Raw genomic sequence first — 12812 nt, forward strand, 5'->3', positions numbered from 1 at the left:
CGATCTCCGTAAACCATTAGTTGTTATGGGGCAGATACACAGCGCTTTGCAAAGGCTGTGCCTGCGACCCGCCGCAGCGGTTTCAACGAGGATTCAGGGCCGGGCAGCGGCGGTTGCGCACCAGCTTGGCGCTGTAAGCGCGGACGCAGGCGTGACGCGCCTCAAAAAAGGGCGCCGGGAGCAATATGCAGCGCAAACTCGGCGCACGGGTATTCCAGGATGGTCACTTCTTCCGACTATCCAGGTGTTTTCATGGACGATTCCTTTGCGCGTGACAAGCGTGCGGCACTGCCTCGCGGCCACGCCAAACTGGGGCAGCTCAGCCCCGCCTTTATCAGCACTGACGATGCCGCGCGTTATATTCACGAGCAAATCGGTAACCAGCGTGACGTGGAGTACGCCAGTGTCATTTTGCGGCGCCTGAGCGATAACCTGTACGTTGCCAGCGAACCGCGCGCGGGCAAGCCCACCACGTTCGACTGGAACCTGTTGCTGGACCGTGAACATGCCGCCGGCGATTTCGTGAACCCCGAGGGCTACCAGATTGTGGCGAGCCTGCATTCCCACCCCAGTTCACTGGACTTTGTAAAACGTACTTACCCCAAGTGGACGCTGCAGCAGATGCAGGCGTTCATGAGTTTTTATTCCACGCCGGATATCTACTTCAATCATCAGGACCGTGCGCGTTTTACCCAGGCTTATCTCTCGGGGCCAGATGGCGCGCTGTTGCGCTACACGCCGAGCAACTCCGCCGCCGAGGCGGGGTTTGTACACTGGCTGGACACCAATGGGCCGTGGTCCTCGCCCCATGCCCATGACGGCACGCTGGAAGGCATCTACAAGAAGCTAGCCGCGGTAGGCCAGTTGACCTTTGTGCAGTCCAGCCCTGCCTGGGGCAGCTCGACGGGGGATGTTCCCGCCGACTGGCAACCTTACCAGCCCTTCAGTGCGCCAGCGATGCCATTGCCCTGCGGGCCGGTGTTCACTGACGCCGAGCAGGCCTTGTCGTATGCCTGGTCGCGTATCCAGCGCACTCCCACCGCCCGGCAGCGGGTGCTGTTGCTCAAGCATGATCTGCAAAAATTGTTTGTCGCGGCGCAGCCGGAACTCTCCAGTGACGTCAGTGATCAACTGCCGCTGTTGCCGACCGGGCTTCACCTGCTGGGTATCTACTTTCACTCCCGGCCCTTGCCCGGCCAATACCCTGACCTGGATGCCTGGCTGTATAAGAACTTTGTCAGCCCGTCGGAGCTGGCCACGCATATCGCGCAATTTCGGCAGTATGCGCTGGGGGCCCAATCTACCCTGGGCGCGTCGTTGTACATCCGTATGCGCGACGAGGCGATCCTGCGCTATCGGTTTTCAGGCTCGGCGGCGGAGACGGCATTGTTTACCCGCTCGAGCACGGGTGAAGTGGGTGACAACGGCACTCAGGCGGCCTTGCAAGCCGGCACGCTGCTGACCCGGGCGTTCGTGTTGCAGGTGGCGGCCGCCGGGGAGTTGACCGTCGAGAAAACCAGTGCCCTGTGGGACCGCGCCGGCGTGGTCGATGCGCAGTGGAAACCTTATTCCCTGGTGGCCCTGCCCAGTTTGAGCCGTGGCTTTCTGAGTGCCGATGATGCCGCCCGTCATGCCCATGAACGGATCGGCGCACGGCGTGATCGCGAGTATGGCGGGGCGATCCTGCAACGCGCGGATGGTCGTTATGTGGCGACCGAACCTGTGGCGACCGGGCCCTGGCCGTTTGCCTTTGCGCGGTTGTACCCGAAAGACCGGCAAGGCGCGCCGATCATTCTGCACGCCGGGTGCCGGTTGCAGGGGCTTTACGGCTCGCGCACCGCCCTGTCCCTGGCCGACCCCGCCGAGGCGTTGACGCTCAAGTGGAGTCGCCAGGATGTCGAGGTCAACGGGCAGATGTTCCGTGATCTGGACGTACACCCGATTTTGCAGGCCGGAGTAACCGCTTATCTGTCCGGCGCCGAGGACAGCCTGATCGCCTACCAGCCGGGCCACACGACGGCCGAGTGGGTGTTGCATTGGCAAGCCGAGGCCATCAGCGGTATCAGCCAGATAGCCAAGAACCTGGCCGATGGCACGATGAAGCCCGCCGATGTGGTGCGCAAACTCGCCGAGGCCGGCGCCTTGCGGGTGGTGATCGGCAATGCGTTGTGGGGGCCGAGCGGGCCAGTCGAACTGGATTGGGGCCCGTATGTGCGCAGCATTGCCTGGCAGCGTCCCGAGCAGCCGAGCCATGGCGCGCTGTTTGAAAGCGCCGACGCGGCGGCCTTGGATGCGCTCGATCGAGTACCTTACAACCAAGAGCAAAACCGCTATTTTTTCTGTTTTATCCTCAAACACACGTCGCGCAATGACTACGTGGTCAGCGAGTGCGTGCCGATTACCCGGCAGTCACCGATGCTGACCCTTGCCAGCCTGTACGCGAGTACCGGCCCTGGTACTTATCAGTTGCCCGAGGGGTTTGAGTGTGAGGCGCTTTATTACACCAACCAATGGGCTGGCAATGGTGTCACTGCCTGGCTGGAGCGCTGCTTCATGCTGCCTGCGCACCTGGACATCGGCGTGTCCCAGGCACGCTTGATCACCCGCGGCTCGGCCCTGGGCGCGGCGGTCTATATCGCGACCCCCGAGAGGGCTTTGCTGTGCTATCGCTCGTCTTCGCCCAAGTCCTTGTTTGACTCGCAAAGCAAGGGCGACAGCCTGGAGACGATCGAGGCCAAGTTGAAGGGCGGCACCCTTGAGCCGCTGAGGTTTATTCGCAAGGTTGCCGAGGCGGGCGAGTTGCGGGTGGTGATGCAGAGTCCATGTTGGGACCGCACGGGAACGGTGAACAGGTTATGGAACCCGTATGCGAACCTGTCACGCCGTCGCTTGAGCCCGGTGTTTGTGTCGATGGATGACGCTGCCCGCTACGTACGGCGACGTGTGGCGGTGACGCAGTCGCAGGCGTACGGCGGCCTTATCCTGCGCCGCGATGACGGCGGGTTCGTTGCCTCCGAGCCTTTGGTGGTTGCCGATGAAGTCTTCGATCTCAAATGGATCTTCCCTGATGAGCTGGTGACGCGAGGGGAGTACCCCATACGCACCACCGTGGTGGCCAGCTATCACTCGAGGCCCGCGTCCCAGTGGCCGTTTTTGCTGACGGCGGCCGAAGCCTCTGTGTACAGCAACACGTTTTCCACCCGTCTGCTGGCCCATGCCTTGACGCTCGGCGAGAAGCGCCTGTATCACTACCTGCTGGGGCCTGATGGTTCGTTGACCTGCCTGTGGCCCGAGCCGCGGGGCAAGTACCCGCAGATTACCGAACAGCAACTGCTCACTCACCCGAAAAACCGTTATGACTGGCTCACCGCGCCACTGGAGCGCCAGATACGGGCGGGGGAACTGGCGCCTTCGGAGTACGTCAACCGTATTGCCCGCAGTTTTACCTTGAGTGTGGTGCAGGGCAGCGCGATGTGGGGTGAGCCGGGCGTGGTGTCCATGTGGAGCGCTTTTGCGACGCCGGCCAAAAGTGACGGTCAGTATGCCCAGGCGCGCCATGAACCTGCGTACAGCCCGTTGTTCATCCAAGCCGACGATGCCGTGCGGCATGTGCACGGGCAAATGGCGCAGCGCTCGCAACTGATGTTCGGGTACGTCCTCAAATCGATGGATAACCGTGGCTACGTGGCGACGTTGCCGGTGAGCGACGGCGGTTCGAAGCTGGCTCGCCGCCGGGTGTTCAGCAGTGCGGGCTTTCCGTATCGCTACGGTTTGGCGGGCATCTATATCTGTGTGCCCGAACAGGCCGACTTCCATCCAACCGGCGGCGTGCGCACGGGGGATGATATCTACCGAGCGCTGTTCTCGCCGACCGAATTGCTTGGAGTGTTTCATCAAGTGCAAGCCACGACAGCTCGCTCGGTGCTGCCGATGTATTTTTCCTGTGCCGACGGCGCCTTGCTCAAGTTTGTCGCGCGCGATACGCGGGGAATCTCGTACAGCGATGTCGTGAATTTGCGCCTGCGCTTGTTGAGCCCAGCTGTCTATATCCAACGTGTGGCGGCGGCGGGTGAGCTGCGTGTGTTGCAACCCAGCACACACTGGCTGGGGGCGGGCATCGTGGATGCCCAATGGCAGCCGGGGCGTTCACGCGCGGTCATGCCTGCGGGCGAACGCCAGTTGGCATTGGGGCCGTTGCACACTCACCGCGATGATGCCGCGTGGTTTTCCCAGGCTTATGTCGGCGGCTACACGGGGCAGCAGTACGTGAGTGCGCTGTTGACGAACCCCGCCGGCAGCAGCCATGTCCCTGTACTGCCATTGCCGGACGACGGCTTCCCGTCCAAGCCCGCTGAAGCTTTGTTTGACGGGCGCGGGTTGCCGGAAAAATACCGGCTCACCGCAGCCCATCTGCTGTTTCACGCGGGCCTCGATCAGCCGGCAGGTGTGGCGCAGAACGCCTTTCGTACTCACTTCGTGTCGTGGCGCGAGTTGGCGTATTACGTCCACGATCTGAAGCGAAAGGGCTTGCCGATCGTCACGTTCTATCTGTCTGCACGGGATGGGGCAGTGCTCGCCTACGACCCGCACTGGAGCAATGAGGAATACAACCTGCTTGCCACGTCTGACAAATGGTCGGCGCAAACAGGCTATACCCCGCAGGCGCCGACGCCTTCGCACTTCATCTCCGAACTCGCGCGAATCGGCCGGCTTCGTGTGGTGCGCAGCGGGGATTTCTGGACAGTGCGCGGTGTATTGGGGGCGCAGTTGAAGCTGTCGGTTGACCGCCCCCCAAAGGACGAGTTGTGAACATCAGTGTTTGTTTCAGGCGGAACCTGAAGTTGGTTCACCATGGCGTAAAAAGCGCGACAGCACCCACCGGTCCAACGCCCACACGGCGATCAGCGACGCCCCCACCAAGGGGAAGATGATCGCCAGCCCGAGCATGATCACCATTGCGGTTTTCCACTTGGGCAGGTCATGGCGCAGCGGCGGTACGCCCAGCCCACCCTGGGGCCGGCGCTTCCACCAGATCACCACGCCGCTGACCGCGCTGAGCAGAATCATCAGGCAGATCACCAGCACGATCAGTTGGTTGACCCAGCCGAACATCTTGCCCTCGTGCAGCATCACGCCGGTCTCGGTGGCGCGTGCGACCAGGTTGTAATGATCCCAGCGCACATCGGCCAGGACCTTGCCGGTGTACTGGTCCACGTGCAGGGTGGCGTCGTTGCGCGGGTCGTCGGCGAACACCGCGACGGTGAATACACCGGTGGCGGTGGTGGGGAAGGTGATGCTGTAGCCGGGTTCGACCTTGCGCGCATTGGCCAGGTCGACCACCTGTTGCAGACGTACGGTGGGCGCAGCCGGGCCCGCGTGCATCGCGCCGTGGTTCATGTGCTCGGCGTGGTCGCCGGACATTGGCATCGGCGTGTTTTCCAGGGCCCAGGGCACGGTTTGCTGGGTGGCCGTGTTGAGCACACGGGCCTGCTCGTCGGACTGCGGCACGTTGTTCCACATCGCGGCCGGGAAGGTGTTCCACAGGTCGGCGTATTGCTTGCCCCAGAAGCCGGTCCAGGTCATGCCGCTGAGCAGCATCACCAGCAGGAACGCCGCACCCCAGAACCCGACGACAGCGTGCAGGTCACGCCAGAACAAGCGGCCACGGCTGCCGAAGCGCGGCCACAACACGCCGGCCGAGGACTTGCCCCGCGGCCACCACAGGTACAGGCCGGACACCACCAGCATCACGCCCCAGCCGGCGGCCAATTCGATCAGGCGATCGCCGACGGTGCCGACCATCAGCTCGCCGTGCAGGGCGCGGACGATGGCTTGCAGGTTGTTGTTTGCGTCTTGCTCACCGAGGACGGTGCCGCGATAGGGGTCGATGAATACTGTCACTTCGTGGGCGTCGTTGCGCATCACGAACTGCGCGCTGCGGGTGGCGTCGGCAGGGGGCAGGTATTTGCTGATCGCGGCGTGGGGGTAGGCGGCCTGGGCACGCTGCAGTTGCTCGTCGGCGCTCAGCGCGTGGTCGGCGGCGGGCACTGTGAGCAGGTGGCCGTACATCAGCGGGTCGAGCTGGGGTTTGAACAGGTAGATGATGCCGGTGAGGGCCAGCAGCACCATGAAGGGGGCGACGAAGAGGCCGGCGTAGAAGTGCCAGCGCCAGGCCAGGTTGTAGAAGGAAATTTTTTGCGTGGTCATCGGCTGCTCCGCATAAGGCTTTTGATTTTTCTTGGTCTGTTACACCGTCATCGCAGGCAAGCCAGCTCCCACAGAGGACTGTATTCCACCTGTGGGAGCTGGCTTGCCTGCGATGCTTTTAGAAGCTCATGTCCACCTTGGTCCAGAGCGTACGTCCCGGCTCCTTGATGGCCTGCGGGTCGTTCGTTGGGTAACCGAAACCTGCGTTACCGGCCAGATTCAGATGCTCGGCATAGGCCTTGCCGAACAGGTTGTCGACCCCGGTACTGACCTTGAAGTGCTTGTTGATGCGGTACGCCGCATTCAGCGAGAACACGCCAAAGCCGCCACTCTTGTCGTAGTCCTTGCCGACTACGTTGCCTTTGTTTGGGTCGATGCGGTTTTGCGCCGCGACCACCCGCCACAACGCACCAGCGCTCCAATCGTCTTCGGTGTAGGTCAGGCCCAGGCGTGCGTCCAGGGGTGGCATTTGTGGCAGGGCTTTGCCGTCGCTGCTGTTCTTGCCCCAGGCATAGGCGAGGCTGGCGTCGGCTTTCCAGTGTTGGCTCAGCTTGTACGCCGCGCCCACTTCGCCGCCCATGATGCGTGCGTCCACATTGCGCGCCTGGGAGGTGGTGCCCATCATGCCGGGCCTGTAGTCGAACAGGATGAAGTCGCGTACCTGGCCGATATAGCCCGAGGCCCAGGCTTCCAGGTCGGCGCTCTTGTACTGGGCGCCGAAGTCGAGCTGGGTGGTTTTCTCCGGCTTTACGCCGTCGAAGGCATTCACCGAACCGGCCGCGCCGGTGTTGGGGGAAAACAGTTCCCAGTAATCGGGGAAACGTTCCGCGTGACCCAGGCCGGCATACAGCGTGGTGGGGCTGTCCGCCAGGTCGTGTTCATAGCGCACAAAGCCCGAGGGTAATGTATCGGCGCGGGTATCGCCGGCAGTCGGGTTGGGGCGTGACATCATTCCCGAGCCGGTGCGTTGACGGAAGTCCTTGGCCGAGGCGCGGTCCAGGCGTGCGCCGGTGATCAGGCGATCGTTGTCGGCGGCGTACCAGGTCAATTCACCGAACACGCCATAGTTGTGGAAGTTGGCGTCCTTGTTACGCGGCAGATCCTTGTACGTGTCGATGCCCATGCTGCTGCGCGCACGGTGTTCATTGGTCTGTGCATCCAGGCCGCTGATCAATTGCACATCCGCCCAGCGCCAGGTCGCCTTGATGCGTGCGCCAAGGGTGCGGCGGTCGACGTTGGACGCCATAGGCCCCGCCATCATGCCGGTGCCCGAAGGGACACGCAGGCTGTAGTTGTCCATCACATGGTCGGCGTAGTTGTAGTAGACCTGGGCCTCGACCTTATCCAGCACCTCGCCGAGATTGGATTTCTCGAAACGCAGCCCCAGGCTTTCGCGCAGGAACTGCGAGCCGTCCATGCCGCGCCCGGCGTAGCGCGCCTCGCCATCACCACGGCCGGCGGTGAGTTCCAGCAGGGTGTCGGCATCGGGCGTGAAACCCACCGCCACGTCGCCGTTCCACTTGTCATAGCGCGAGGCGACGGTGTCGTTGTTGCCGTCCTTGTAGTCGTCGGCATGGGCCTGGTTGCCGATCACCCGCACGTAGCCCAATGGCCCGCCGGCAGCGGCATCGATGACCTTGTCGAAACGCCCGTTGGAGCCGGCCAATACGCTGGCGTTGACCCGCGTGCCCAGCTCGCCGAACTGCTCCGGCTCACGGTCGAACAGGATGGTGCCCGCTGACGCACCCGGGCCCCAGAGCACGGTTTGCGGGCCTTTGATCACGGTGAGCTTGTCGTAGGTTTCCGGCGAAATATACGAAGTTGGCGCATCCATGCGGCCCGGGCAGGCGCCGAGCATCATGCCGCCGTTGGTGAGGATATTCAGGCGCGAGCCGAACATGCCACGCAGCACCGGGTCGCCATTGGTGCCGCCGTTGCGCACCAGGGCAAAGCCGGGGATGGTCTTGAGGTAGTCGCCGCCATCGCTGGCGGGTACCGGTTGGCGTGGGTCTTTGGGGTTGGTGACCACGGTCAGGGGCGAGCTGGGGGCGATCGCGGTGATCACCGTAGGACTCAGCTCATGCTCGTCGGCGTGAGCGTGGGCAGCCAATAGTGCGCCGCATAAGGCGGTGAGCAGGGCAGTACTTCCCAAACGGGTGTCAGCAGAAAACCTGGACATGACAAATTCCATCAATCAATCGTAAACAACACGGCCAGCAGCCTGCGGCTGTCTGTCTAAAGTCGGCCGGGGTGAAGTAACGCGGTGAAGGGCTTACGACACGATGGGCGGCGCGCGGCTGCGGGCGCCGGGGAAGATGCTCTGCCGGGCATGGCCCAGGCGCGTGGCGGGGGGGAGGGCGTTGGCGGGCGGCGGGATACCGAGGGTTACGTAGGAGACGCTGCCGGGCAGGGCCGGGCAACTGAACAGCAGGCTGCAATAGCCGCACTTCTCCCAGAGCACATGATGTTCATCGGGGGCTTTACTCGGCTTGGCTTCGTCGTGGCAGGCGGGCATATCCATGGACATACCGGCGTGATGATCCATCGGCATCGCCTGGGAAATCAGCGGACCGATAAAGATCATCAGCATGGCGAACAGGCTGATCCAACTGCCGCGCTTCACGCGGTAGTGGGGAGACAACCTGGCGCGAGGAGCGCCCATCGAGGTTGGCTTACTGAGCGTGCATATGCTCGTGGCCAGCCATCGGTGGCGCTTTGTGCACCGACACTTGCACCTCGACCTTGCCGGCTTTCTCGAAGGTGAGGGTCAGCGGGAATTGCTTGCCATCGGCCAACAGGCTGCGGTCTTTAAGGCCCAGCAGCATGACGTGGTAGGCCATCGGCGCGAAGGTCAGTTCACCCTTGGCCGGTACGGCAACGCTGGGCACTTGTTGCATCTTCATCAGGTCGCCTTGCATTACATGCTCATGCAACTCGGCTTTCTCGGCGACGCTGGTTTCAACGCCGAGCAGGCGATCCGGGGTAGCCCCGGTGTTATGAATCACAAAGTAGGCCGCGACGGTGGGCGCATTCGGTGGCAATTCCTGGGACCAGGGATTGCTGACCTCCAAGTCGCCGGCCTTGTAGTCCTCGGCATTGGCAGCACTGAGCACCGGCAGCAGCAACGCAGCCAGAAGCAGGGAAGATTTGAGCATGGCAGTTCTCCAGAACGGTTCTAAACGCAGTTCACTTGCGAAGAAGCTCAGACCGTTGGAGAGGCGCGGGGGTTGAGGCTCGGCCATTGCTGGCGCGGGGTGGGAGTGCGCAATAAGCGCGGCGGCAGGTTCTGCACCGCCTCGAAGCGCGTCACATACAACTGCGGCACATGCCCCGGCAACGCCACCAACGGCGCCGAACCCGAGCAACACCAGCAATGCTGCATAGCCGAGTGATCATCCGGCGGTGCGGGGATTTCCAGCTTGCCCAGGGCAATCGCCTTGAGGCTGGCACCATTGGACGAACAGAACCCGCCCCACATCAGACGCTTGACCGGGTCGTCCGTCTGCTGCATCGCACTGGCCAACGGCATGGCAAACGCATTGAACAGCACTGCAAGGCAGGCGATCCAGGCAATTGCAAAGCGTTGACGGGCCATGGCGGATAATCCGTAGGGTTAAACGATCAGGCGGGTATTTAGCCTGATCGGGGGGGAGAAGTAAAAAGGGCGGGTGTGGTTTGGTGTCGCAGTGTTGGGTTTGAGGATAGACGAGAACGGCCGCTTGCCAATTTTGCAGAAGGGACGCGGCGCACCAGGCGACGCTGAACACTGTGGGAGCTGGCTTGCCTGCGATAGCATCACCCCCTTCCAATTGGAAGACCGAGTCGCCTGCATCGCAGGCAGCCCCTCCCACATGAGATTGTGGCGTTTAAAGAATGCTGATTGCCTGTAGCACCCCCTGACGTTGCGGTGCATTCATGCTGGTTGATATTGCAAATTATGCAGCGGGTACGCCGTGGACCTGCATATCGACACCCAGGGCTTTTCTAATCACGGCAAAAATCGCCGCAAGGTTATCCATGCTGGGGTTGCCGCTGGCCGAAAGCATTCGATGCAGGCTTTTGCTAGGTTTGGCGGTTTGTTTCGCAAGGCCTTCAAAGCCTACTGTGGCGTTGACTAAATCACGCAGGATCACGCGAGATATTTCCGGCTCGCCATTGAGAAATAGCGTAGCGGCCTCGTCGAGAAGCGCTTGGGCGAATGCAGGGTCTCGCTGGGCACGTTCAGCGATGGTGTGTTTGTAGCTACGGGTAAGCGCCATGCTGGTCACCTCTTTTGTTTCAATTTCTTGTCACGCTGATACTCATTAATCAGCGACTTTACGACCTTGATATCGCGCTTTTGACTGGACTTATCACCACCACCGAACAGGATGATTAATCGATGTCCTTCTCGTATCAAATAGATTCGCAAGCCGGGTCCCCAGTCGATACGGTATTCGCCTAGCCCATCGAACCACTTGATGTTGCTGGTGTTGCCTGTTTCAAGCCGAACTAAAGCGGTTGAAACTCGAGTTGCCGCTGGGACACTCAAGGATGAAAACCACTCATCGAACGGACTGGAATCGTTGTCGCGTTGGTATTCTTCGATCTCAATCATTAGCCGTCCTGAAGGTAACAAATAGGTTACTAATCAAGCAAGCGAGCGATCCTGACTCATCGAGTGAAGTTTGCCAACGCGCTGAGTGTTTCTTCAGGCGACAGGAATTCCTTGTTTACTTGAGCCAACACCGGCCGCTTCAACACCAATACCGGCACCCCACGCTCCCGCGCCACTTCCAGCTTCGGCTCGGTGGCGGTGCTGCCGCTGTTCTTGCTGATCAGCACATCGATCCGCCGTTCTTCGAATAACGCCCGCTCGTCCTCGATGAGGAACGGCCCGCGTGCGCCGATCACTTCACAGCGCTTGTTGCCCGGATACACATCCAGCGCGCGCAAGGTCCAGAACTGCTCGGCGGGGATTTCGTCGAGGTGCTGCAAGGGCTCGCGACCCAAGGTGAACAGAGGGCGCTTGAAGGGTTTGAGCGCTCCGACCAGTTCGGCCCAGTCGGCGACCTCTCGCCAATCATCCCCCGGCTGCGGCTGCCACGCCGGGCGTCGCAATGCCCAGCAAGGTACGCCGCATGCCCTTGCAGCTTCGGCCGCGTTGCGGCTGATCTGCGCCGCATACGGGTGCGTGGCATCGAGGATCAGGCTGATGCGTTCGTTACGTACAAACTGCGCCAGGCCTTCACTACCGCCGTAGCCGCCGACCCGCACCTGGCAGGTGAGGTCGGTTGGTACGCGGCCCACGCCGGCCAGGCTGTAGACGTGTTCCGGCCCCAAGGTGCGGGCAATGGCCAGCGCTTCCGTGACGCCACCCAGCAGCAGAATCTTTTTCATAGCGGCTTGATCACTTCCAGCAACGTGATCGGCAGCGCCTGGCGCCAGGTATCGAAGTCGCCCAACGGCTGGGCCTGGGCTACGTGGATGCGGGTCAGTTCGCCGCCATGTTGGGCGCGCCAGTTCATCAAGGTCATTTCGCTTTGCAGGGTCACGGCATTGGCAACCAGGCGGCCACCGGGGCGCAGGTGTTGCCAGCAGGTATCGAGCACGCCGTCGCGGGTGACGCCGCCGCCGATAAAGATGGCGTCTGGTGTTTCCAGACCGCTTAACGCCTCCGGAGCCTTGCCGCGAACCAGTTGCAGGCCGGGCACGCCGAGGGCATCGCGGTTGTGTTCGATCAGGCCCTGGCGGCCGGTGTCGGTTTCGATCGCCAAGGCGCGACAACTGGGATGGGTGCGCATCCATTCAATACCGATGGAGCCGCTGCCCGCGCCCACGTCCCACAGTAGTTCGCCCGGCATCGGCGCGAGGCGGGCGAGGGTCATGGCGCGCACATCGCGCTTGGTCAGTTGGCCGTCGTGTTTGAAGGCCGAGTCCGGCAAGCCGGCAAGACGTGACAGACGCGGCGCGTTGGCATCTGCCAGGCAGTCGATGGCGACCAGGTTCAAATCGGCAACCGCAGCCTGCTCCCACGCTTGCGCGTGCCCGTCGATACGCCGTTCAGCCGGGCCGCCCACATGTTCAAACACACTTATCCGGCTGGGGCCAAAACCGCGCTCGGCTAACAACGCAGCAATCAAGGCGGGACTGCTGCCGTCATTGCTCAATACCAACAAGCGCACGCCACTGGCCAGATGCGCGTTGATCGCCGCCAATGGCCGCGCCACCACGGATAGTGTCACCACCTCCTGCAACGGCCAGCCCAAGCGCGCCGCCGCCAGGGATACCGACGAGGGCGCGGGCAAAATCGTCAACTCCTCAGACGCCACTTGCCGGGCCAGGCTGGCGCCGACGCCATAGAACATCGGGTCGCCACTGGCCAAGACGCACACAGGCTCCCCGCTCCGCGACAGCACCGGCTCCAGGGAAAACGGGCTCGGCCACAGCTGGCGCTCGCCACCAATACACTGCGGCAGCAGGTCCAACTGGCGCTGAGCACCTATAATCCGCGTGGCGCGCAACAGGGCATGCCGGGCATTCCTGCCCAGGCCTTTGAAGCCGTCTTCACCGATGCCTACAACCGTCAGCCAGGGCGACATATCAATTCCTTGAACGACATCCGA

General features: G+C 62.2%; 10 protein-coding genes. 1 reads left to right on the forward strand and 9 read right to left on the reverse strand.

The genetic code is table 11. The features are described 5' to 3' along the window. The first annotated feature begins 252 nt into the window (after positions 1-252). Complete coding sequence (locus CER19_RS13850; protein ID WP_165861631.1) at positions 253-4809, forward strand: DUF4329 domain-containing protein; 4557 nt, start codon at positions 253-255, stop codon at positions 4807-4809. 15 nt (positions 4810-4824) lie between these two features. On the opposite strand, the gene CER19_RS13855 is transcribed toward CER19_RS13850, so the two are convergent. From CER19_RS13855 to cbiE, 9 genes are all read right to left on the reverse strand, one after another. Then, a complete protein-coding gene (locus tag CER19_RS13855; RefSeq protein ID WP_116666817.1) occupies positions 4825-6207 on the reverse strand; it encodes a PepSY domain-containing protein in 1383 nt (460 codons plus the stop codon). A gap of 118 nt (positions 6208-6325) precedes the next feature. Then, positions 6326-8386, reverse strand: a complete 2061-nt coding sequence (locus CER19_RS13860) for a TonB-dependent copper receptor (protein ID WP_116666818.1) — start codon at positions 8384-8386, stop codon at positions 6326-6328. Positions 8387-8479: 93 nt separating this feature from the next. After that, a complete protein-coding gene (locus CER19_RS13865; RefSeq protein WP_116666819.1) occupies positions 8480-8869 on the reverse strand; it encodes a DUF2946 domain-containing protein in 390 nt (129 codons plus the stop codon). A 10-nt stretch (positions 8870-8879) separates the two neighbouring features. Continuing rightward, on the reverse strand, positions 8880-9362 hold the full coding sequence (locus CER19_RS13870) for a copper chaperone PCu(A)C (protein WP_116666820.1): 483 nt from the start codon (positions 9360-9362) through the stop codon (positions 8880-8882). A 47-nt stretch (positions 9363-9409) separates the two neighbouring features. Beyond that, entirely contained in the window at positions 9410-9802 is a 393-nt protein-coding gene (locus CER19_RS13875) for a DUF2946 domain-containing protein (RefSeq protein WP_116666821.1), read from the reverse strand. Positions 9803-10142: 340 nt separating this feature from the next. After that, entirely contained in the window at positions 10143-10466 is a 324-nt protein-coding gene (locus tag CER19_RS13885; RefSeq protein WP_014716718.1) for a DNA-binding protein, read from the reverse strand. Positions 10467-10471: 5 nt separating this feature from the next. Continuing rightward, positions 10472-10804 carry a type II toxin-antitoxin system RelE/ParE family toxin gene (locus CER19_RS13890; protein WP_019818285.1) on the reverse strand — a complete coding sequence of 111 codons (333 nt, stop codon included), beginning with the start codon at positions 10802-10804 and terminating at the stop codon, positions 10472-10474. Between the two features lie 56 nt (positions 10805-10860). Next, complete coding sequence (locus CER19_RS13895; protein WP_116666823.1) at positions 10861-11586, reverse strand: cobalt-precorrin-6A reductase; 726 nt, start codon at positions 11584-11586, stop codon at positions 10861-10863. Further along, positions 11583-12788, reverse strand: a complete 1206-nt coding sequence (cbiE, locus tag CER19_RS13900) for a precorrin-6y C5,15-methyltransferase (decarboxylating) subunit CbiE (protein WP_116666824.1) — start codon at positions 12786-12788, stop codon at positions 11583-11585. The genes CER19_RS13895 and cbiE overlap by 4 nt, the downstream gene beginning before the upstream one ends. Positions 12789-12812: the final 24 nt, after the last annotated feature.

The sequence above is a fragment of the Pseudomonas sp. GL93 genome, assembly GCF_003408955.1.
In the GTDB taxonomy this organism is placed as follows: domain Bacteria; phylum Pseudomonadota; class Gammaproteobacteria; order Pseudomonadales; family Pseudomonadaceae; genus Aquipseudomonas; species Aquipseudomonas paracarnis.